This window comes from Corynebacterium sp. LaCa117, from assembly GCF_046717765.1.
Taxonomy (GTDB): Bacteria; Actinomycetota; Actinomycetes; order Mycobacteriales; family Mycobacteriaceae; genus Corynebacterium; species Corynebacterium kefirresidentii.
Genome location: NZ_CP177102.1, coordinates 1,537,777 through 1,558,833, shown reverse-complemented (window position 1 = coordinate 1,558,833; position 21,057 = coordinate 1,537,777). Strand labels below are relative to the sequence as shown.

Annotated in this window: 18 protein-coding genes; 10 read left to right on the top strand and 8 right to left on the bottom strand. The window is 57.2% G+C overall.

The annotated features are described in order from the left end of the window. Window positions 1-16: 16 nt before the first annotated feature. Entirely contained in the window at window positions 17-559 is a 543-nt protein-coding gene (locus tag ACLI1L_RS07645) for a PH domain-containing protein (protein WP_411707270.1), read from the bottom strand. 303 nt (window positions 560-862) lie between these two features. Here ACLI1L_RS07645 and ACLI1L_RS07640 point away from each other — a divergent pair, with 303 nt between their 5' ends. The 9 genes from ACLI1L_RS07640 to ACLI1L_RS07600 all read left to right on the top strand — a co-directional run bounded on the left by ACLI1L_RS07640 (window position 863) and on the right by ACLI1L_RS07600 (window position 11,496). Next, window positions 863-2,713, top strand: coding sequence for an acetolactate synthase large subunit (locus tag ACLI1L_RS07640; protein WP_411707269.1), 1,851 nt, complete (start codon window positions 863-865; stop codon window positions 2,711-2,713). 2 nt (window positions 2,714-2,715) lie between these two features. Then, the gene (ilvN, locus tag ACLI1L_RS07635) at window positions 2,716-3,234 is read left to right on the top strand and encodes an acetolactate synthase small subunit (RefSeq protein ID WP_086589129.1); all 519 of its coding nucleotides are present in this window, start codon (window positions 2,716-2,718) and stop codon (window positions 3,232-3,234) included. 100 nt (window positions 3,235-3,334) lie between these two features. After that, a complete protein-coding gene (gene ilvC, locus ACLI1L_RS07630) occupies window positions 3,335-4,348 on the top strand; it encodes a ketol-acid reductoisomerase (RefSeq protein WP_411707268.1) in 1,014 nt (337 codons plus the stop codon). Window positions 4,349-4,461: 113 nt separating this feature from the next. Then, complete coding sequence (locus ACLI1L_RS07625; protein WP_411707267.1) at window positions 4,462-6,252, top strand: DUF262 domain-containing protein; 1,791 nt, start codon at window positions 4,462-4,464, stop codon at window positions 6,250-6,252. Further along, complete coding sequence (locus ACLI1L_RS07620; RefSeq protein ID WP_411708362.1) at window positions 6,194-7,147, top strand: hypothetical protein; 954 nt, start codon at window positions 6,194-6,196, stop codon at window positions 7,145-7,147. The genes ACLI1L_RS07625 and ACLI1L_RS07620 overlap by 59 nt, the downstream gene beginning before the upstream one ends. 63 nt (window positions 7,148-7,210) lie before the next feature. Further along, window positions 7,211-8,797 (top strand): phosphoglycerate dehydrogenase, encoded by a 1,587-nt coding sequence (serA, locus tag ACLI1L_RS07615; protein WP_411707266.1) that lies wholly within the window; start codon window positions 7,211-7,213, stop codon window positions 8,795-8,797. Window positions 8,798-8,917: 120 nt separating this feature from the next. Then, window positions 8,918-9,937 carry a 3-isopropylmalate dehydrogenase gene (locus ACLI1L_RS07610; RefSeq protein WP_411707265.1) on the top strand — a complete coding sequence of 340 codons (1,020 nt, stop codon included), beginning with the start codon at window positions 8,918-8,920 and terminating at the stop codon, window positions 9,935-9,937. A 181-nt stretch (window positions 9,938-10,118) separates the two neighbouring features. Further along, complete coding sequence (locus tag ACLI1L_RS07605) at window positions 10,119-10,928, top strand: fumarylacetoacetate hydrolase family protein (RefSeq protein WP_049360951.1); 810 nt, start codon at window positions 10,119-10,121, stop codon at window positions 10,926-10,928. Window positions 10,929-10,974: 46 nt separating this feature from the next. Further along, window positions 10,975-11,496: a class I SAM-dependent methyltransferase gene (locus ACLI1L_RS07600; RefSeq protein ID WP_411708361.1), complete on the top strand. Its 522-nt coding sequence runs from the start codon at window positions 10,975-10,977 to the stop codon at window positions 11,494-11,496. On the opposite strand, the gene ACLI1L_RS07595 is transcribed toward ACLI1L_RS07600, so the two are convergent. Further along, on the bottom strand, window positions 11,493-12,596 hold the full coding sequence (locus ACLI1L_RS07595) for an isochorismate synthase MenF (RefSeq protein ID WP_411707264.1): 1,104 nt from the start codon (window positions 12,594-12,596) through the stop codon (window positions 11,493-11,495). The two genes, ACLI1L_RS07600 and ACLI1L_RS07595, sit on opposite strands and share 4 nt — an antisense overlap. A gap of 100 nt (window positions 12,597-12,696) precedes the next feature. On the opposite strand from ACLI1L_RS07595, the gene ACLI1L_RS07590 reads away from it, so the two are divergent. Continuing rightward, complete coding sequence (locus ACLI1L_RS07590) at window positions 12,697-13,848, top strand: alpha/beta hydrolase-fold protein (RefSeq protein WP_411707263.1); 1,152 nt, start codon at window positions 12,697-12,699, stop codon at window positions 13,846-13,848. Window positions 13,849-13,933: 85 nt separating this feature from the next. Here the strand turns inward: ACLI1L_RS07590 and ACLI1L_RS07585 are convergent, their stop codons facing one another. Genes ACLI1L_RS07585 through ACLI1L_RS07560 form a run of 6 tightly spaced genes read right to left on the bottom strand, consistent with a single transcriptional unit; the run spans window position 13,934 to window position 21,021 of the window. Continuing rightward, window positions 13,934-15,415 carry a choice-of-anchor M domain-containing protein gene (locus ACLI1L_RS07585; RefSeq protein ID WP_411707262.1) on the bottom strand — a complete coding sequence of 494 codons (1,482 nt, stop codon included), beginning with the start codon at window positions 15,413-15,415 and terminating at the stop codon, window positions 13,934-13,936. Beyond that, complete coding sequence (locus tag ACLI1L_RS07580) at window positions 15,412-16,320, bottom strand: anchored repeat-type ABC transporter permease subunit (protein WP_023021692.1); 909 nt, start codon at window positions 16,318-16,320, stop codon at window positions 15,412-15,414. Before ACLI1L_RS07580 ends, ACLI1L_RS07585 begins: the two co-directional genes overlap by 4 nt. Then, window positions 16,317-17,051: an anchored repeat-type ABC transporter ATP-binding subunit gene (locus ACLI1L_RS07575; protein ID WP_394286276.1), complete on the bottom strand. Its 735-nt coding sequence runs from the start codon at window positions 17,049-17,051 to the stop codon at window positions 16,317-16,319. The genes ACLI1L_RS07580 and ACLI1L_RS07575 overlap by 4 nt, the downstream gene beginning before the upstream one ends. Then, window positions 17,038-17,916: a choice-of-anchor M domain-containing protein gene (locus ACLI1L_RS07570; RefSeq protein WP_411707261.1), complete on the bottom strand. Its 879-nt coding sequence runs from the start codon at window positions 17,914-17,916 to the stop codon at window positions 17,038-17,040. The genes ACLI1L_RS07575 and ACLI1L_RS07570 overlap by 14 nt, the downstream gene beginning before the upstream one ends. Next, entirely contained in the window at window positions 17,909-19,420 is a 1,512-nt protein-coding gene (locus ACLI1L_RS07565; protein WP_411707260.1) for an anchored repeat ABC transporter, substrate-binding protein, read from the bottom strand. The genes ACLI1L_RS07570 and ACLI1L_RS07565 overlap by 8 nt, the downstream gene beginning before the upstream one ends. After that, on the bottom strand, window positions 19,420-21,021 hold the full coding sequence (locus ACLI1L_RS07560; protein WP_411707259.1) for a choice-of-anchor M domain-containing protein: 1,602 nt from the start codon (window positions 21,019-21,021) through the stop codon (window positions 19,420-19,422). Before ACLI1L_RS07560 ends, ACLI1L_RS07565 begins: the two co-directional genes overlap by 1 nt. Between the last annotated feature and the right edge of the window lie 36 nt (window positions 21,022-21,057).

The following is a 21,057-nucleotide window of genomic DNA, read 5'->3' as shown; positions in this document are numbered from 1 at the left end:
AGCGTCGGTGGCGTATTTAGTTTTCGGCCGAGGGCTTGAGCTCGGGGTGGCGCTCAAGGTAGTCCGCATACTCTTCTTTGCTGAGCAGGACTTGCTGGCCGTCGCGGTGGACGATAACCACCTTTTCATCTGCCGCTTCACGGCCCTGGGTAAGGGCGTCCGGGATGCGGCCGCGGGAGGCCTCCGAAAGGCGTGGGAGCGAGTTAAAGGTGATACCGGGCAGGTTGTGCTCCGCGCCGCTTCTCGTACGAGCAAAGGCGCGGGAGCGTTGGAACCCGATACCGGCAAAATCGTCCCAAGGGATCTGGACCTTTTTCCGGAAGGCATAGGAAATGTCGATCCCGGATTCGGAGACCTTGGTGCGGGATTTTATGACCCACCACAGCCCAAGGACGGGGATGATAAACAGCCATGCGAGGTATTTGGGGGCCCACCCAATGCTTAACAGTGCAATGGTGGACAGGATGAGGATGCCTAAGATGTGGTCGCGGGATGGCTTGAAAACCTCTGCCTGGGTGGTGGACTGATGAGGTTTGTTGTCCTTATGTGGTGGAGTCATAGTGTGCAAGCCTAATTCACAGAGGCGGGCAAGGGCTAGCCAATTTTCAGACATGTCTCACTATATGAGAAACCGATCCCAAATGGGGGTAATAGCCTTAAGTGCAATACCTATCGGTGTATAGTCATGTCCATGATCATTATTCGACTTCAGGTAGTACCAATGCGGCGGTGACCGCGGCGCTCATGACGTCGACGCTTTTCGCCCCCGCAGACACACCAGCCCGCGGGGGCTTTGTTCATATCTAAAGGCGTTAACGATGATCACGACCAGTATTAGAGCAATCCAAGGAGCACATTAACCGTGGTTACGACAACTTCGCCCACGCCCGCTTCGGTGGCTGCAGCCTCACGCGCCCACGCTCCGGAGCGGATGAGTGGTGCCCACGCCATTGTCCGCACTCTTGAAGATTTGGGAACCGATCTTGTCTTCGGCATTCCCGGCGGTGCCGTGCTTCCGCTCTACGATGCTTTGCATACCTCGACCAAGCTGCGGCATGTGCTCACCCGTCATGAACAGGGAGCCGGACACGCTGCGGAAGGCTATGCGCAGGCTTCTGGCAAGGTCGGGGTGTGCATTGCCACCTCGGGGCCGGGTGCGACTAACTTGGTGACAGCGCTTGCCGACGCCAACCTAGACTCCGTCCCCATCGTCGCTATCACTGGCCAAGTGGGAAGCAATCTTTTGGGAACCGATGCCTTCCAGGAGGCCGATATCCGTGGTGTGACAATGCCGATTACCAAGCATAACTACATCGTGACGGAGCCTAGCCAGATTCCCGCTGCTATTGCTGCAGCATTCCATTTGGCTTCTACAGGGCGCCCAGGACCGGTCCTAGTGGATATTCCGAAAGACGTTCAAAATGGCCACTTGGACTACTCTTTCCCAACCGAATTCGATTTGCCCGGATATAAGCCAACGACCAAGCCACACCACCGTCAAATCGCGCAAGCGGTTGAACTCATCGCGCAAGCAGAAAAGCCGGTTATTTATGCCGGAGGCGGTGTCATCAAGGCGGAGGCGGCACGGGAGCTGCGTGCGTTTGCGGAATTTACTGGAATTCCAGTCGTGACCACACTTACGGCCTTGGGGTCCTTTCCGGAGTCTCATTCGCTGCATATGGGCATGCCGGGCATGCATGGCACCGTTCCGGCGGTCGCGGCGATGCAACGTGCGGATCTGCTCATTGCCATTGGCACACGCTTCGATGATCGAGTAACTGGGGATACCTCAACCTTTGCCCCTGAGGCCCAGGTGATTCATGCGGATATCGATCCTGCTGAAATCGGCAAAATCCGCGAGGTGGACGTGCCTATCGTGGGTGATGCGCAAAAAGTACTAGCGGGACTTTTAAAGGAATACCGTAAAAACTCCTCTCTGGATCTGCCGCAGACAGGTCCATGGCGGGACTACCTTGACGGACTCAAAGAGCGGTTTCCCCGTGGTTATGATCCCACCCCGGATGGGCAGCTAAATCCTCAATTTGTCTTGGAAAAGCTCAGCGAAACCGTAGGCCCCGAGGCAATTTATTGCGCCGGAGTGGGGCAGCACCAGATGTGGTCGGCACAGTTTATTGACTTTGAACAGCCGCGTTCCTGGATTAACTCCGGCGGAGCTGGAACCATGGGCTACGCGGTACCAGCAGCCCTTGGCGCCAAAGCAGCATGCCCAGATAAAGAGGTATGGGCGATTGACGGTGATGGCTGCTTCCAGATGACCAACCAGGAGCTAACCACCGCAGCTTTGGAGGGCTTTCCATTCAAGGTTGCCGTTATTAATAACGGCAACCTAGGCATGGTCCGCCAGTGGCAAAACTTGTTCTTTAATGAGAACTACTCCCATACCAAGCTGCGAGAGCGCGATGTCTATACCCCGGACTTTGTCCGCTTGGCAGAAGCACTGGGGTGTGAAGCCATCCGGGTCACCTGCGAGGAAGAAGTGGTGCCAGCGATTGAACGAGCCCGCGCAATCAACGACCGCCCCGTGGTTATTGACTTCATCGTTGGAGAAGATGCCCAGGTGTGGCCGATGATTGGCGGTGGGGCGTCCAACGAAGAGATTCAATACGCCCGCGGTTTGCGCCCGCTATTCGATGAAACTGAATCGGCAGCAGAAAGTCCTGCCGATATCGACGAGACCATCCAGGAGGTATAGGCATGGCACCCACTGACGTTTCCCGGCATACCTTGTCTGTCCTGGTGGAAGACGTAGAGGGAATCCTGTCGCGGGTGACCGGAATGTTTTCGCGGCGCGGTTATAGCATCATTTCCCTGGTTTCCGCCCAAACGGAAAATCCGGGTATCAACCGGCTGACTATCGTGGTTGATGCATCCGAGACAATTATGGAGCAGGTAACTAAGCAGCTCAATAAAATTGTTCCGGTCATCAAGATAGTTGAGCTTGAGGCTGACGCAACCGTGGCGCGAGCTCTGATGATGGTCAAGGTGGCTGCAAATAATACCAACCGGCCCCAGGTTGTCGATGCCGTCAATATTTTCCGCGCTCGCGTGGTAGATGTGGCGCAAGAATCCGTGGTAGTAGAAGCGACTGGTACCCCGGGAAAGCTGGCGGCGCTACTGGATGTATTAGAACCTTTTGGTGTACTCGAGCTGGTGCAGTCGGGTGACGTGGCCTTAGGGCGTGGGCCCAAAGCATTGGCTCCACCCCGAAATTAATGTATCACTAGGTGGGCATTAAATCCCACATACTGATACAATAGTGGGTGGGACGTTGATTCATTGAACTTTCAATCACTACAGAATTGAGGATTAGGACATGGCAATTGAGACCTTTTATGACGATGATGCGGATCTGTCCATCATTCAAAACCGCAAGGTAGCCGTCATCGGCTACGGTTCCCAAGGTCATGCACACTCGCAAAACCTGCGTGACTCCGGCGTTGAGGTTGTTATCGGCCTGCGCGAGGGTTCCAGGTCGGCGGACAAGGCTGAGGAAGCAGGCTTTGAGGTTAAGACCGTGGCAGAGGCTGCTAAGTGGGCAGACGTCATTATGCTGCTGGCGCCAGATACTTCTCAGAAGCAGATTTTTGAAGAGGAAATCGCCCCTAACTTAGAAGATGGCAATGCACTGCTGTTTGGCCACGGTTTGAATATTCACTTCAAGCTGATTGAGCCGCAGGCCAATGTCACCGTCGGAATGGTTGCTCCTAAGGGACCTGGTCACTTGGTTCGCCGACAGTTTGTAGATGGCAAGGGAGTTCCGTGCCTCATCGCTACTGAGCAGGATCCTAAAGGTGAAGGCCACGATCTGACCTTGTCCTATGCCGCAGCCATCGGTGGTGCGCGTGCCGGCGTTATCCCAACTACCTTCGAAGCAGAGACGGTTACGGACCTCTTCGGTGAGCAGGCCGTCTTGTGCGGCGGTGTGGAATACCTGATTCGTACCGGCTTTGAAGTTCTGACTGAGGCTGGATACGAGCCAGAAATGGCCTACTTTGAGGTTCTGCACGAGATGAAGCTGATTGTGGACCTGATGTTTGAAGGCGGGGTCGCCAATATGAACTACTCGGTATCTGATACCGCAGAGTTTGGCGGCTACATTTCCGGTCCCCGCGTTATCAATGCCGATACCAAGCAGCGCATGAAAGACATCTTGTCTGATATTCAGGATGGCACCTTCACCAAGCGCCTTCTGGCCAATATTGAGGGCGGCAACAAGGAATTGGAGGACCTGCGCGAGGAATTTGCACAGCACGAGATTGAAAAGACCGGCGCTAAGCTGCGCGATTTGATGAGCTGGGTCAAGAACCCACTGGATGCTACGGCCTAGCACATAAGGCCGCGCGAATAGCGCCAAACCCACGGTGAATTAGGGGTGTTCACCGTGGGTTTTTCTGAATTATCGGCAGGAAAGAATTAATCCTTGGGGGTAGGATGTCGGGCATGGGCTTTACGACGCCAAGTTATGATCTCAAAGACCTTTTTGCACGGATTAATCGCGGGGACATCCAGCTACCTGATTTCCAACGCAGCTACGCCTGGGACGAAGATCGCATCCGTTCACTCATTGTTTCTGTGCTGCGCGGCTATCCCATCGGGGCGCTTATGGCACTTGATACTCGAAACGAAAAGATGCGCTTTCGCCCCCGCGCCCTCGCCGGCGCGCCGGATACCGGCGTCGACCCCGGCTTGCTCCTTTTGGACGGACAGCAGCGTTTGACCACGCTGTATCACTGCTTCAACGGCGAGGGCTTTGTAGACACAACTGACTTCCGTAAGAAGAAAATTCATCGCCGTTTCTTCATTGATATTCGAGCTGCCGTGCGGGGCGAGATTATGCCGGATGACGCCATCTTTGCAGTCGATCACAAAGGAAAAATTCGATCGCACTTTGCACCGACGATTGAGGGGGACATTCTTTCGCGGGAAGACGCCCTAGAGAATATGTGCATTCCCGTTGCTTCACTATTGAGTGAAGATGGCGTTGGCATGCTCTTTGAGCTTGCAGCGACCAAGCAGGAATACAGCGCGGAGCTAGCAGCATTTAATAACCGCATCGTTAGACCATTGTCCGGCTATGACCTGCCGATGATTCGGCTTTCCCGAGAAACAGAGCGAGCCGGCATCGGGTCGATTTTCTCGCAGGCAAATTCGGCAGGCCTGCAAATGGACGTATTCGATCTACTCACCGCAGTATTTGCTTCCGAGGATCCCACGTTCCACCTGGCCACTGATTGGCAAGAAGTGGAAAAGGATCTGCGTAAGTCCCCAGCTTTGGACGGAATTGGGCGCACAGAATTTCTTTCTGCAGTATCGCTTTTAGTCTCCGGAGAAAAGGGCCGTGCTGGTGGGCAGCGCGAGGACATCTTAAAGCTGTCTCTAACGGAGTATAAGGCGGCGGCCAATGATTTACGCATTACTTTCCGTGAGGTATCTGAGTTTTTGGCGGAACGATGCATCCTTAATACGGATCAGGTTCCGTTTAATGAACAGATTGTTCCTCTAGCCGTCATCATTGCCCGCCTGGCTAAACGCGGGGGAGCGCTGTCTACCCAGCAATCGTGGGACCGCATGAACCAATGGTTCTGGTGCGGCGTCTTCGGCGAGCTTTATGGCTCGTCTGCAGTGCAGCTGCGCGCCGCTCGCGACGTGGATGAGGTCACCGAGTGGGTAGCGGGCGCAACGGATGAGGCCCCGAAGACTGTCACCGATGCCACCTTCCGGGAATCCCGTTTGCTCTCTGTAGATGATAAGGACGGTGTATGGCATGGTCTCTATGCCCTCCTCATGGCGCGCGGCGCAAAGGATTGGCGCACAGGAAAGGCGTTTAATAGGCGCACATTTGAAGAGCTTAAGCCGGGCTTTTTCCCGGTGTTCCCGCTGAATTGGTGCAAGCGCCACGGAGTGGACCCCGTTTTGGCGGAGTCCGTAATGAACTACACCCCAATGGGCAAGCGAACTGAGGTAGTACTCGATGGCTTCGCTCCCGACCGCTACCTGCCGCGCGTTCAGTCCAAGTCCATCATGGAAGACAGGCAATTTGATGAGGTACTAGCGTCCCACGATATGAATTTGGATTATCTGCGGGCGTCACAGCCGCGAGAATTCCTAGCAGACCGTCGTCAACGGTTCCTTGACATCGTGGAATATGCTTTAGGTAAACCTGTCATCCGTGATGTGGATGAAGCAAACCTGTTTGGTGGAGAGGAAGGCCCGCAAGCTTTTGATCGCTAATTCTGTGCGCCTGACTGCCACAGTGCTTGTCGCATCGCTCGCATTAGCTGCCTGTGGCACACCAGTTACTGAAACCAAACTGGTCAGGCGGGGATTGTCTGATTTGGATGAGTCTGAAATTGACCTCAACAAGGCCAAAGCGGAGAACCAAAACCGGCTGATTGACCCGAAATTTGACGGCAGGTTTGTCATCGTCAATGACCCCATAGGCATCGAGGCTAGCCGCCTATTTTTTGAAGATTCCGATTCGCTCGTCCTCTTTACCGCAGATGATAAATCAATTCTGCGCGCAGCAACGTTGGCGGTAAACCAGCATTTGCCTGCGGTGCAGTATGACGACGCTAGGCGTTTGGAAATCCATAAGCTACTCACGGACCTGGGAGTACGACGCTTGGTGATTGTCGGCGATGTGCCGTGGACACAAACATCTGGGGACTTCGAGGTGATTAAGGATCCAGGTACGCACAAAGCGCTGGGAGAGTTTACGGCATTCCAATACGGCTCCAAGGTGGTAGCTTCCCCTGAGCAAATGGTCAAAGATATTGCGCGATTGGACAAGACTCCCCAAGTGGAGCTGCGCCCCGCATGGGTGCCGTATGAAGGCGAGCCTGAGGCTGATGGGAAAAAGAAAAAACCTGTCCCAGCACAGTCCCGCAGAGATGCCCAGATGGCGCCGAATATCATCGCGACGAAAGACAGTCCTATCGCGAACGTCATCACGGCGGCAGCCTATGGCGGCAAGGTGTTGGTGGTGCCAACTGCTGATCCTTTGAAGGATAAGCACAGCATGGCCGCTGTTGCTGGCCTTGAAGACGGTGCCTTGGTAGCCCTTGGTCCGGAATTCGGTCGAGTGAAAGAATTTAAGGCAAAAATCAAGCAGGGCACTCCTTCCTGAACTACACTTCCTTGACACGCGGAAATTCCGCGTGCACCGCATCACACTTAAGCGAAGGAAGATATGTCGAAGCCGGTAGTCCTTATTGCCGATAAATTAGCTCAATCCACTGTTGCGGCCTTGGGGGATTCAGTTGAGGTTCGTTGGGTGGACGGTCCAAACCGTGCGGAGTTGCTCGCCGCAGTTCCGGATGCAGAGGCTTTGCTGGTGCGTTCTGCAACTACTGTTGATGCAGAGGTTTTAGAAGCAGCTCTAAAGCTAAAAATTGTGGGCCGTGCAGGAGTAGGCCTAGATAACGTTGATATTCCGGCGGCAACGGACAAGGGTGTCATGGTGGTAAATGCACCTACGTCTAATATTCACTCGGCGTGCGAACAGGCCATTGCATTGCTCTTGGCGACGGCGCGCCAGGTACCAGCAGCCGACCAGTCGCTGCGCGAGGGGGAATGGAAGCGTTCTTCTTTCAAGGGCGTGGAGGTATATGGAAAGACCATCGGTATTGTTGGTTTTGGACACATTGGTCAGCTCTTCGCACAGCGTCTGAAGTCTTTTGAAACGACCATCATTGCCCACGACCCCTATGCCAACCCGGCTCGTGCGGCGGCACTGGGCGTGGAATTGGTCGAATTGGAAGAGCTGATGTCTCGTTCTGATTTTGTGACCATTCATCTACCAAAGACCCCAGAGACTGCCGGAATGTTTGATAAGGAGCTTTTGGCTAAGGCGAAGAAGGGGCAGATTCTCATTAACGCGGCTCGCGGCGGTTTGGTGGATGAGGGGGCCTTGGCTGAGTCTATCGAACAGGGCCATCACCGGGGCGCGGGTTTCGATGTCTACGCTACGGAACCATGTACTGATTCTCCGCTCTTTAAGCTGCCGCAGGTCACCGTTTCTCCGCACTTGGGGGCTTCCACTGTAGAGGCCCAGGACCGAGCAGGAACCGATGTGGCGGCTTCGGTGCTCAAAGCTCTCGCCGGTGAGTTTGTCCCAGATGCGGTAAACGTCTCCGGTGGTGCTGTAGGAGAAGAAGTTGCTGGCTGGCTGGATCTCGCACGCAAGCTAGGACTTACGGCTGGACGTCTGCTGGGGCAGGCACCCGTTGCCGTTGAAGTAGAAGCTTGCGGTGAGCTGTCTACCGAGGATGTAGAAGTTTTAGGTCTTTCTGCTGTTCGGGGTCTGTTTGGCGGCGTGACTTCGGAACCGGTGACATTTGTCAATGCTATGCAGATTGCGCAGAGCCGTGGGGTAGAGGTGGAGGTATCTACCAACGCGGAATCCAAGGGGCACCGCTCCTCCTTGCAGGTGAAAGTTATCGGTGCTGATGGAGAAACTTCCTCGCTGACCGGTGCGCTTATCGGCATCGATGGAACCGAAAAGTTTATCCGCATCAACGGCCGTGGTGTCGATATGCGCGCTACTGGCCGCAATCTCTTCTTCCGTTATGCGGATGCTCCGGGCGCGTTGGGAACGGTGGGCACCAAGCTAGGTGCTGCTGGAATTAATATCGTGGCGGCGGCGCTTACTCACGCTAAGCAAGAGTCTGACGCTGTCCTTATTTTGCGCGTGGATACCGAGGTGCCTGAGTCGGTCATTGCTGAGATTAATGGGGCATTGGGTGCAGAGTGCGAACAGTTAGATATGGACGCATAAAGCTGCTGGTGCAGAATCCGTGGAGCATATCCCGCGCAGTGTCAGGTAACTTCCTGCGCTGCGCGGGTCCTTTTTGATAGAGTTGGTTAAATCCACTCTATGAGAAGGGAATCCTATATAATGAAACTTGCGGTAATTGGTGGGGATGGTATTGGGCCCGAGGTAACGGCTGAGGCTCTCAAGGTGCTGCATGCCGTTCGCTCCGATATTGACACCACCGAGTATGACCTAGGTGCCCGGCGCTACCTGCGCAACGGGGAGCTTCTCACGGATGTGGATTTAGCTAGCCTGCGCGAACATGATGCGATCTTGTTAGGGGCAATTGGTGCCCCAGGTGAAGTGCCCCCGGGCGTATTGGAGCGAGGGCTGTTGCTCAAGATGCGATTTGCGCTGGATCACTACGTCAACCTCCGTCCTTCCAAGCTTTATCCCACTGCATCTTCGCCGTTGGCCGATCCTGGAGACATTGATTTTGTGGTGGTGCGCGAGGGCACCGAGGGGCTGTACTGCGGAAACGGTGGTACCTTGCGCGAGGGCACTGAGCATGAGGTGGCCAGCGAGGTATCGCAAAACACCCGTTTCGGTGTGGAGCGCGTAGTGCGCGATGCCTTTGTGCGGGCTGAGCAGCGCCGCAAGCACCTGACCTTGGTGCACAAAACCAATGTATTGGTCAATGCTGGTGGGCTGTGGCAGCGTACTGTCGATGACGTCGCCGCTGAGTTTCCAGAGGTTCAGGTGGACTACCAACATATCGATGCTGCGACCATTTATATGGTTACGGATCCAGCACGATATGACGTAATTGTTACCGATAACCTTTTTGGAGATATCCTCACCGATCTTGCCGGTGCCGTAGTGGGTGGCATTGGCCTTGCTGCCTCCGGAAATATTGATGCTTCAGGAGCGAATCCCTCGATGTTCGAGCCGGTCCATGGTTCTGCGCCGGATATCGCTGGGAAGGGGATTGCGGATCCGACGGCCGCTATTTTGTCGGCGGCCATGCTCCTTCGACACGTAGGCGATGAAGCCAATGCGCAAAGGATAGAGGATGCGGTAGCGCAAGACGCTGCCCAACGCGGCGATGGGCCGGTGAGGACCACTGACGTCGGCGACCGAATTTCGCGCGCCCTAGCTACATAGGAACAAACCTGCCCTGCACGATGCGCTTGCCGACGCCCCCGGATCCGAACGGTTGCTTTCATCCCCTCTTCCAGGGGCTTGCAATGGCGTTTGAAAGAACACCGCAATTTACTCAAATTAACTAATTAACACCGTAACCTTTGCACACATGTAAAGGGAGCGATTGAGTAGGATTACCGCTATGCGTTTAGGACGAATTGCACACCCAGAAGGAATCTGTTTCGCCATTATCGATGGGCCGAAAGACGCCCCGATGCAAGAGTTAGTAGCAAAAGAAATTGCTGGCACGCCTTTCACGCCGCCGGAGCCAACCGGACGCGAGTGGAAGCTTAACGAGGTTCGCCTCTTGGCACCGACCCTGCCTACCAAGGTGGTAGCGCTCGGCCGCAACTATGCGGATCACGTGGCCGAGGTTTTCAAAAAGTCTGCCGATAGCCTGCCGCCCACTATCTTTATCAAGCCGTCCACTGCGGTCATCGGCCCGGATGCCGCGATCAAGATCCCAGACTATGCCACCAATGTAGAGTTTGAGGGCGAGCTTGCCGTGGTCATTTCCAAACCGTCGAAGAATATCAAGGCCGAGAACTGGCAAGACCACGTGCTGGGCTACACCATTTGCAATGATGTTTCCTCCCGTGACCTGCAGTTCAAGGACGGACAATGGGCTCGTGCCAAGGGGATCGACACTTTCTGCCCGCTCGGCCCATGGATTGAGACGGATCTGGACAGCTTGAATCTGGATGACCAGAAGATTAATGCCTACCTGACACACGAGGGCTCTCGTGAGCAAAAGCAGGATTCCAATACGGACCAGATGATTGTGAAGATGGGCGGCATCTTAGAAGAGATTTCCGCCGCCTATACCTTGCTTCCCGGCGATGTCATTACTACTGGATCACCGGCCGGCACCGCTCCGATGGTGCCGGGGGATACCATCGAAATCGAGATCCCAGGTCTGGGAACTCTACGCAATTCCATCGACCGTGCATAACTCCCACCAGAGCGAGCATCGCCCCTACGTTCCCACTCCCGCGGAAATGGAGGAGCGGTACCGCAGCACTGATCGCGTATGGTCAGGAAAACCGAACGCCACCCTTGTCGATTATGCTGCGGAGCTTGCGCCTGGCTCTGCCCTGGACATTGGCTGCGGAGAAGACGCGGACGCGCTCTGGCTTAAAAACCACGGCTGGGATGTGTTGGGCATTGACTTCGCCCCGACGGCCGTAGCCCGCACTCGCGCCCTCGGCGTTGCCGCACAGGTTGCTACGTTTAGTGGCTTTAGCCATGAGCCCTTTGACTTGGTCAGCGTTCATTACGGTGGGGTACGTGCAACGCCGGAAGAGGTCGAAAAGCTTGAGCACTTGGTAGCTCCAGGGGGAACACTACTTTTTGTTCACCACGATACGGAGTCCACAGAACTGGCGATGCCGGAATGGTTGGCGCACAACCTGCGCGAATTGGAAACTGTCACCCTAGCCCGCCGGGAGCGCCACCTGGCTGAAGGCGCAGGTGCGCACCACCGCACCGACGTCGTGCTCGTCGCCAAGCGCGTGGGCTAGAGGCTTAGCGCCTTCAAAATGGTGCGCAGCTTAGCGGTGGTTTCTTCCAACTCCGCTTGAGCATCAGAATCGCCGACGATGCCTCCACCAGCCCAGGCGCGTGCGGAGAGTCCATCGCCGGCAACCTCTGCGCAGCGAATGGCTACCATATATTCGCCGTCACCTGAACTATCGCACCAGCCGACCGCGCCGGCATAGAAACCACGGTCAGTCTCCGCAGTCTCAATAAGGGCTTGGGCGGCTTCGGCCGGGGTGCCACAGATAGCCGGTGTGGGATGGACCGCTAGGGCAAGCTCGAGCGCAGTCAAGTCTTTATCCTTGAGCGTTCCGGAAATCGGCGTGCCAAGGTGCCACATTTCATTGGTGCTTATCAGTTGCGGGACGTCCGGAATATCTAGTCGCTCGCACAATGGGGTGAGCGCCCGGCGCAGGTGGTCGACCACAAAAGCGTGCTCGTGGAGATCCTTGGAAGAATGCAAGAGGTCCTGTCCTGCGAGGTGATCCTCGGCCGCCGAGGCGCGGCGCGGAGACGAACCCGCCAAGGGAAAGGCTGACACAGTCGATCCTTGACGCTTGACCAGAACCTCCGGGGAGGAGCCGACAAGCATCGCGCCCGGCCTGCCAGCAGGCGAGAGATCAGCAATGAACCCGTCACGGTTGGCGGAGAGATCGATAAGGCGCGCCGCCACGAGGCGCGGATCGATGGCTTCAGGGAATTCGATGTCTACCGCGCGGGCCAGAACTACCTTTTCTAGTTTGGAGGTTTCAATCGTGCCGATGGCTGCCTCCACGCGGCGAAGGTGCTCCTCAGGCTCCGGATCGACACCAACTACGCGGGAGCTTAAGCTCTGGTTGCGATAATAAGCGTGCGGTTCCAGCGGGCCCTCTTCGCGGATGATGGTCTCCGGTACGGTTAGTGCCGCGGGGGTGTCCGAATCGAAGGGGATCGCACCGACGACCATCTCTACATCCTTGCTGCGGAGAGCGGAAATTGCCGCATCGGCGTCATTAAAAGTGTGGCGCGCACCTTGGGTACGGACAGACCCCGTTGCTCGTGAGAGCAAAAAATCGGGGGCGGTGCTTGGTCTGTCTTCGTGCATGAAAATCTAGCTTAATGCCTTGGGCTTTTCTTACAGAATTGAGTGTGCACTGGGCGTGTAAACAGTGTCTCTAGTGAAAAATGTGGTTAATTTTAACCTTGTGGCTAATGTTACTAAGTTTCTTCGCTATTCCCTTTACCTGATCGTTGTTGGCGTGCTGGCTAGCGGGGCGCTGCTGAGTGTGTCTCCTGCCCACGCGCAAGAAGCGCCTGCACCTGCACCTGCGCCGGCCCCAGCAAACGCACCACAGCCAGCACCGGCACCAGCACCGGCACCGGGCCCGGCACCCGAAAACGCGAAGCCGGTTATTCCGCAGCCAGATGGATCCCACCTCGTTCCAGAAGGCGTGAAAGAATCCACCCCGGCACCAGCAGATAAAGGTGCTGACCAAAACAACCCGGCACCTGCTCCTGAGGGATCATCGCTTCCGGAGCCGGCACCGCGGCCAGCGATGGTAGATACCAGCATCAACCCCAACCCGCCATTTAAGCCGGGCTCCATACAGTCGCTCACTATGGAGCACGAGGGAAAGACCCGCAGGTATCTATTGCGCATTCCCAATAACTATTCGCCGGAAAAGGCTGCGCCTGTTCTTTTCGGCTTCGGTGGATGGGGAGATTCCCCGGAGAACTACTCCAGCTACGCACGTATGCAGACTACTGAAGCTAATAATGAGGCAATCATCGTCTACCCGGAGGGGTTTGAGCGCGCCTGGGAGGCAGCACCTTATGCCAAGACGCACGATGGTGAGGACATCCGCTTCATCAAACGCATTCTTGACTCGGTAGACGTGGACTACCACGTTGACCGCAACCGCGTCTATGCCATGGGTATGTCCAATGGTGGCGGCTTTACCTCAGTGCTGGGCTGCCACGCGCAGGACACCTTTGCCGCTGTAGCCATGGTCTCGGGTGCCTTCTACAACCCGGTGGAGGTTAACTGTGCCGATGCGCCGATGAATACCCTCATCATGCATGGCGTCAATGACAAGATGATGACCTATGAAGGCGGTAACCGGCACGAGGCTGGCTACTTGCCGGTGCGCACCGTGCTTGGCGGCTACCTGAAACGCAATCGATGCGACATGACCTTCCAGGCGACTCCAGAGGCTGGCGGTTCCGAACGCCTGAACTTCAATGGTTGCCAGAAGGACGTACAGCTGGTCAAGGTTCCACAGGACCACACCTGGTTCTGGCAGCCAGATACTCCACGGCTGGTCTGGGACTTCCTCTCGTCCAAGACCAGGGTATAAAAACAGCGGCGCTTAGCCACGGATGAGGCCCAGAGGAGAGATCCTCTGGGTCTCGTTCTATTGTTGGCCGATAATCAGCGCTGCGCTAGTCGACGCGCGGCAAGTGGGCCGTGGCATCATCGGTCGGCTGCTGCGCTGGGGCCTTCTTCTTGCGGAAGAACTGGACATAGACCAACAGACCGATTCCGAGCACCAGAGCGAATGCGCCTAGTCCGGCTAAAAGGCCCGCCCAGAAGCTGCTTTTAGCCAGGGTGGCGGTATACGCAGCGGCATTAGTCAGTACATTTTCAGTGTCTTTGCCTTCCGCAGCGCCAGCATCCGGCACTCTCTGTGCACCAGCGGTGCCTGCGGCCTTGCCCTTGGTACGCTTTGCGGATTTTGCGTCCCGAGAGCCGGTGGACTTTTTGGCCGTCGAGTGGGAAGAACCGCTGGTGGAAGCAGAACGGTGCGAGCCCGTGCCAGCGCCTCCGCTTTTTCCGGATTTCGCAGTGGAGGCAGAATCATTGACACGGCTAGCCGAATGGTGGGTCGTAGCCCCAGAACCAGCACCAGACTTTCGCGTAGTACCAGAGGCGTGAGCCGAAGCCGTGGACGGCGTCTTATGTGGCGCTCCATCCTTCCCAGCGTCTTTTTCCTTGGTGCGGGAGGGCTGCTTGCGCTTGCCCGCGCTGTCCTCGTCAGAACCCTTCTTGTCTTCTTGTGGCTTGCCACCTTCTAGGAATTTCTGGCCCTCCTGCAGGGTATTGTCGAGTTCTTTGTCTAGCCCGGCGATGGCTTTGTCTACGTCTTTGACGTCTTTTTCCAGTTGCTTGGGGCGGCTATTTGAGTCGCCACCGTTGCCGGTAGCAGCGTCCGCATCGGTATAGTCCACGCCGCATAGATCTTTCGCATCTGCCTGCTCTCCGACGAGGAAGCCAGCATGCAAGTGGTGTCGGGTGCCGTCGGGAAGCTCGAAGGTAAAACTCACCGCGTAAGTACCCGGCTCGGTAAAGGCAAAGGCTGGGTGGGAATGGGAGTTGCCGGGGTAGTCCCAGGCAGAGCCATCGGCAGTGTCCATAAGCACCTTGGGGTCACCAAGATTCACCTGGTAGGCCAGGATGCGGCCATCCTCGGGGCCCTGTGCGATAGCCATGCTCAAGGTAGCGGTGTCTCCAGCAGCGAGGAGATCCTGAGACAGCTCTTGGGTATTAAAACCTAGCCAAGGAGCGTTGGGGTCTTGCGTTTGCGGCAGAATCCAACCTTCATCGGGCAGGGAAGAGTCACCGAGCTCCGATAGCGGTTGTTTAAGGTCATCAGATACCTCAATGGCAAAGGACTCAGAGTCATGCTTGATGCCCTTGTCATCATCTTTCACCGTGAAGCTGAGATCACCGGAATCGCCGCTGAGCGCCATGTCCTGGTGGCCCTTGGTGATGAGGTCGAAGTCGCTGGAAGAGCATTCCTCGGTGGATTCTTCGGCATATGCGGTGGCGGGCTCGAAGGGTTCTACTCCCGCTCCCGGAAGGGCGCCGAGGCTAATAAGTCCGGCGGCGCCAAGGGCCACCGCGGTGCGGCAGACAGGTTTCATGAGGAGACGGATTCCTTTCGTGGGGTGGGGTGTGGGGCGTCGGAAAGCGAGGCACCTGCGTGCTTGCGGGCGCCGAGCAGTGGGTGGATAGCCCAAACGCCCAAGAAAATGACGGTGAGGGTGAGCACGATGGTGGCACCGGCCGGTAAATCAATGGCCCATGCTAGGTAGATACCGAGGAAGCTAGATAGCGCGCCAATGAGGGCGGATAGCCACATCATGGTCGTGAGGTTTGCGCTAAGTAGGCGTGCCGTCGCGGCCGGAGTGATAAGCAGTGCGAGGACCAAGATATTGCCGATCGTGCTTACGGAAATGACCACTGCGGCCGTGACGCACAGGTACAAAATGATATCCAGCACAAAGACGGGCAAGCCCATTGCGCGGGCAGTTTCCCGGTCCAAGCATGTGGCGTTGAGTTGGGGGCCAAAGGCTATAACGATGGCGATAACCACGGCACATACGCAGGCCGCGATGATGATATCGGTGCGGGATACGCCGGTGAGTGAGCCGAAGAGGAAGCTTGTCAACGAGGCACTATAACCATCGGTGCGCGAGATGATCACCATGCCCAAGGCGAAGGCCGCGGCGAAGAAGATACCGATGATGGAATCCGCTCGTACGTGGCGACGCTGCGAAAAGGCGGCGATGAGCAAGGCCACAACCGCGCCGGCGACTGCGCCGCCCACAAGCACCGAGGCTTGCAGGGCGAAGGCAATGGCTAGGCCAGGAAATACCGCGTGGGAGACGGCATCGCCAATAAAGGCCATGCCGCGCAGCACGACATAGCAGCCGATGACGCCGCACACGATGGCCGCCAGCAAGGAGATGCCTACCGCGCGGGCGAGGAAGTCAAGGTGGGGATTGACCAGGTCGCGCAGGAAATCGAGGAAGGAAATTTCTATCATGCGGAGACTCCAATGGCAGAAAGCAAAGGCGAACCGGCACGCACGCCAAAGGTGTGCGTCCACGGATCCGTCTGGCGAAGAAGGCGCGAAGCGGAATCATCGGCTACCACGGTGCCGTTAAAAAGAATGAGGCGGTGGCAGGAATGTGCGGCTTCAGAAAGGTTATGAGTGGACATAATGATGGAGGTGCCGCGGTGGGAAAGCTCTTCAAAAAGCTCGAGGAGCGATTCGGTATTGGGCGCATCTAGCCCGGTAAAAGGCTCATCGAGCAGCAGCACGTGTGGTTGCGTGGCGAGGGCCCGGGCGATGAGCACCCGCTGGCGTTGACCACCGGAGAGTTCTTCGATGGGGCGGGTAGAAAATTCTTCCATGTGAACCAAACGAAGCGCCTCTGCCGCCGCGGCGTGGTCCGTGGCGCGCGGTCGCTTGAGCCAGCCGATAAGGCCAGTGCGGCCGCTGAGAACGGTGCGATAGACATTGATGGGAAAGCCCCATTCCACCTCGTGGCGCTGGGGAACATACCCCACAGTGCCGGAGATGCTGCGAGTTCCGGAGGAAGGAATAAGCCCTAAAATCGCGCGCATGAGGGTGGTCTTACCAGCACCATTGGGCCCGAGGAGCCCGATGAATTCGCCCGGGCAGACAGTGAGGTTGGCATCGGTGATAACGCTGCGGTGCGAGAGCGAGACGTTGAGATCAGCAACGGAAATAAGCGGTTTAGCCACGGCTATCGCCCCGCTTGGCTGAACGCAGGGCGAGTCCCAGGGCCAGTAGCAGTACTACGACGCCGACACCGGCGAGGACAAAGACCCAGGTGGGAATAGAGGAGCCTGCGGTTTGGGCATCGTCTGGATTCCAGGTGGTGTCCTGGGCCGCTTGGACGTCGGCATCATCGCCGACGGCGAAGGTGAGTACGCCATCGGTGCTGAAATCGGCACCGTCCTTGGTCTTGCCCTTTACCCTGATGCCTACCTGATGGGTGCCAGGCTCCGTAAACGTCCAGTTGGCGTGGGTGTGGGTATTGAGGTCTACCCAGAAGTCCTCGTCGCTCTTCTGCGCGGTGGACCACAAGAGCTGTGGCGCTTCGAAGCCGCCGTTTTGCAGGAAGAGGGAGAAATCGCCTGGCCCGGAATGGCCGAGGAATTCCATGGTGACTCCACGATCGGCGGCGTCGACAAGTGAGGGCGCCTGGGTATTCCACCCCAGCCAGGGAACACCGACTTGTTCGGTTTGGGGAACTACCCAGACCTTATCGCCGGATTCAGCGCCAACGAAGCCAAAGTCATCTGTATCGGGAAGGGTTTGCTGTGCCTTATCGCCCACGGAAAACACGAGGTCATCTAGGTGACGCCAGACTGGCTTATCGCCGGCATCATCGCGGGCCATAAGCTCAGAATCCGTGCCATCAAGCAGGGCACCAACGTCTACGTGACCGGTATCGATGACCTTTTCCTCGCCCTGTGGGGCAACGCGTTCATCGGCGCCGACCACCTGGGCGAGGTCGCCCGCCCAAGCAGGACTGGTAGAAAATGCCAGGCCTGCAGTAAGGACGCAGGCGGCGGTGCGGGTGGCGGTACGAGTAGCGAATTTAAGCATTTTTATCTCCATCGGTGGGGTTGGGGGTGAGGCAGCGCTGAAGGGAATCAGCGTTAAATTTCATAAGGTCGATGTAGGAGCTGACGGTGTCATCGAACGTGTCGCCGTAGATGGGGCACAGCTCCACGCCTTGCTCCGCGGCAGCCTGCTTCAATGTCTCGGCGCTTGCTTGCTGCACAGGTTCTACAAACACAGCTGGCAGATGTAGGTTCTCCAGCGTGCGACGCAAGGAAATGACCTCGCGCGGGGAAGGCTCGATGGCCGGATTGGGGGTGACGAAGCCGGCCACCGACATGTCATATCCTTGCTCCAGATAGGCGTAGCCGTGGTGGGTCGTCACGAGGTGCCGGTTTTCTTTAGGGATAGAAGAAATGGCGCGGTCAACATAGGTATCCGTATTCCGCAGGCGCTGGGTGTAGGCCTCCGCCCGTTGGCGGTAGGACGCCCCGTGCGAAGGATCTGCTTGCGCCATTTCCTCGGCAATGACATCGACGTAGGAGATGGCGTTGTCCACGTTGTGCCATAGGTGCGGGTCCACCTCGCCGTGGATGTGCTTTCCCAGCACCGCCTGCGGCAATAGGTAGGTATCCGCGCCCGGCCGGCCCAGGAAGCGGTAGGCCGGATCCGGCGGAATGGGCTGCAACACCGAAGAGGGGATGGACACCACGGTGGTGGCAGGGTCGAAACGCTTGTCCTGATCGCGCAAGTCAATACTGTGCTTGGCTAGGTCACCTGCAATATCCAGGTGCCCGGAATCTATCACTTGCATGCCTTTAGGAGGGTTTACTCCCACGGCCACAGTGAGGTGTTGGACGTCGGTGCCCTCTGCTTGGAACCCGAGGTGGTAGATCCCTGGCTGGGAAAACCCCCAAGAGACGTGCGTGTGGGCGTTGGCAGGCAGGGTCACTGAGTCTTCTTTTTCATCGATGCCATCGGCCGAGTCAAAAAGGACCTCCGGGGTGCCGAAGGTAGAGACCACATAGGCCGCGACGTTACCTGGTCCGTCGGCAGAGACCATGCGGAAATCCACTCCAGAAGAGCGCTGCTGTGCGCCGCTGATACGCAAGCCCAGCCAAATTGCCTCGAGCGAGACATCTTCTACCAGCGGCACGAGAGTGGCACCGCGGGTGGAGGCAGCATCGGCAACTTCCACCACGGGGGCATCGGTGGATTCGTGCAGTGTATCGATGAGAGACTGCGGCTCCAGCAAGTAGCCATTGCTCAGCGCCAAATCGGCATTGGCAACATCGCGTACCGTGCGCAGCGTTGGCTCAAAAGTATGCGGATCTTTTCCACTGGGGATAAGGCTTTGTACGCGGGCATCTTCTCCCGCAATATTGCGCGCGAGATCCGCGAGGATCGGGGTGGTGGCCACCACGGTGAATTTCTCTCCGTCTCCAGCATCCAACGCGGCCGAGGGGGCACAACCAGTGGCCAGCAGGCAGGAGCCCAGCAGCGCGCCAATGGTCCGAAGCCTGCGTCTATGGGAAAGCGCACGCGCCATTAGTCTGCTGCCTTAGCTACAGCTAGGCGGGCAATGCCCAGGCCGAGGAAAAGCATGCCCAAGCCCAGTGCTCCGATGCCAAAGGGAACAATGGGAGTCCCCGTATTGGCTAAAGAACCGCCCTTGCTGGGGGCCTGAGCGGCCTGGCCAGTGCTTGTTCCGGTACTTGTGGAAGAGCCACCAGCGCTTGCCGACGCCCCACCTGCCGCAGCACCATCTCCGCAGTCTCCGCCCTCCGGATTTACCGCAGCGCCTAGATCGAAGTGCCCGTTGTCAAAGGCTTCCGCCGGCTTGTCGCCGCCGACCACGAAGTGAAGTGTCGCTTCGCCGGCGACTTGCTTGCCCTCACCGGTCTTGGCCACCTGGCGGATGGTGACGTCATAGGTGCCCTGCGCACCAAAGACCCAGTTGGGGTGCACGTGGGTATTGGGTGCAATCGAATAGGTGCCCTCCGCCGCATCGGCATTGCCTCGGAACCACTCATCGCCCACAATCTTTCCCAATCCGCCTTGGGAGTAGACCATCATCGGGCCAGGGCCCTTGAAGCCTGCTAACTCCCAGGTGACATCGCCAGGGATATTCTCGCGCATGGTCGGACTTTGGGTATTAGCACCGAGCCACGGCACGCCATCGACTTGGGTAGAACCAATCATCCACGCCTGACCAGCTGGCACTGGGCCTACCTCTTGGGGCAGATCGACGCGGGATTTATCGGAGAGATAAAAGGTAGCGCCATCAGCATCGCGCCACTGGGAAGGAGAGACAGTATCGTCCTTGATTTGCGGAGTCATGCCCGGGGTGCACTCTTTATCCGTAGCTGCACCGGACTTATCTGCGGCTGCAGCGCCGCCCTTGCCTGCTGATCGTGGGGTGCTCGCAGTTTCCTCGTCATTGCTCACCTCGCCGGTATCAGCCGATCGATCGGCTGTGGATGCATCGCCGCCGTCGCCCACCTCCCAGGTGTAGGTCACAGCATTGCTGGATTCGCCGTTGGAATGGGCTTGCACCGTCATGGTGTACGTGCCGGCCTCACTAAAGGCCCAGTTGACGTGCCGGTGAGCAGGATTGGGCTGGTTGATGACCTCGCCGCTGGTGAGCTCCATTGAGCCGGAATCGGTCACCGTCTTCACATCGCCAAAGCCGCTCGTTTCAAAGACATACACTGAACCAGGTCCAGAGACTTCGGCGAATTCTAGGTCAACGTTGTCAAAGCCGCCATCGCGTGCAGGCTGGGTATCCCAGCCCGGCCAAATGATGCGTTGATCCTGGGTCTGCGGCAGGAAATAGGTGGGCTGGCCGATCTCCGGCACGGCCTCGGTGGCATCGGACCAAGCGTCCTCCACAACCTTGAGCACCACATCATCGCCGGAGCGTGGAACGCTCGATCCAGTGATGTCTTCCTTCATCGAAAGGTGTAGCTGACCGTCTGGGGCCGTGACATAGAAGGCGTCTACGTGGCCAGAGTCGAAGACCTCATCAAAGGCAAGTGCCGCGGCAGGGGAGAAGAAGGCCAATGCTGTGGCAAAGACGGCGGCGAATACGTGAATAAATCGGCGCCTCAGCGGGACGCGCCGAGGGGCAAAGGATGGTGAATGATGCATTGTGGTTTCCCGTCTAGTTGGTGGGGTAGAAGAGGC

Coding starts and splice junctions, on each gene's coding strand:
- ACLI1L_RS07610 (WP_411707265.1), top strand. CDS start 8,918: ATGAAACTTGCGGTAATTGGTGGGGATGGTATTGGGCCCGAGGTAACG.
- ilvN (WP_086589129.1), top strand. CDS start 2,716: ATGGCACCCACTGACGTTTCCCGGCATACCTTGTCTGTCCTGGTGGAA.
- ACLI1L_RS07560 (WP_411707259.1), bottom strand. CDS start 21,021: ATGCATCATTCACCATCCTTTGCCCCTCGGCGCGTCCCGCTGAGGCGC.
- serA (WP_411707266.1), top strand. CDS start 7,211: ATGTCGAAGCCGGTAGTCCTTATTGCCGATAAATTAGCTCAATCCACT.
- ACLI1L_RS07605 (WP_049360951.1), top strand. CDS start 10,119: ATGCGTTTAGGACGAATTGCACACCCAGAAGGAATCTGTTTCGCCATT.
- ACLI1L_RS07600 (WP_411708361.1), top strand. CDS start 10,975: ATGGAGGAGCGGTACCGCAGCACTGATCGCGTATGGTCAGGAAAACCG.
- ACLI1L_RS07595 (WP_411707264.1), bottom strand. CDS start 12,596: ATGCACGAAGACAGACCAAGCACCGCCCCCGATTTTTTGCTCTCACGA.
- ACLI1L_RS07620 (WP_411708362.1), top strand. CDS start 6,194: ATGTGGATGAAGCAAACCTGTTTGGTGGAGAGGAAGGCCCGCAAGCTT.
- ACLI1L_RS07585 (WP_411707262.1), bottom strand. CDS start 15,415: ATGAAACCTGTCTGCCGCACCGCGGTGGCCCTTGGCGCCGCCGGACTT.
- ilvC (WP_411707268.1), top strand. CDS start 3,335: ATGGCAATTGAGACCTTTTATGACGATGATGCGGATCTGTCCATCATT.
- ACLI1L_RS07570 (WP_411707261.1), bottom strand. CDS start 17,916: ATGCTTAAATTCGCTACTCGTACCGCCACCCGCACCGCCGCCTGCGTC.
- ACLI1L_RS07625 (WP_411707267.1), top strand. CDS start 4,462: ATGGGCTTTACGACGCCAAGTTATGATCTCAAAGACCTTTTTGCACGG.
- ACLI1L_RS07580 (WP_023021692.1), bottom strand. CDS start 16,320: ATGATAGAAATTTCCTTCCTCGATTTCCTGCGCGACCTGGTCAATCCC.
- ACLI1L_RS07645 (WP_411707270.1), bottom strand. CDS start 559: ATGACTCCACCACATAAGGACAACAAACCTCATCAGTCCACCACCCAG.
- ACLI1L_RS07565 (WP_411707260.1), bottom strand. CDS start 19,420: ATGGCGCGTGCGCTTTCCCATAGACGCAGGCTTCGGACCATTGGCGCG.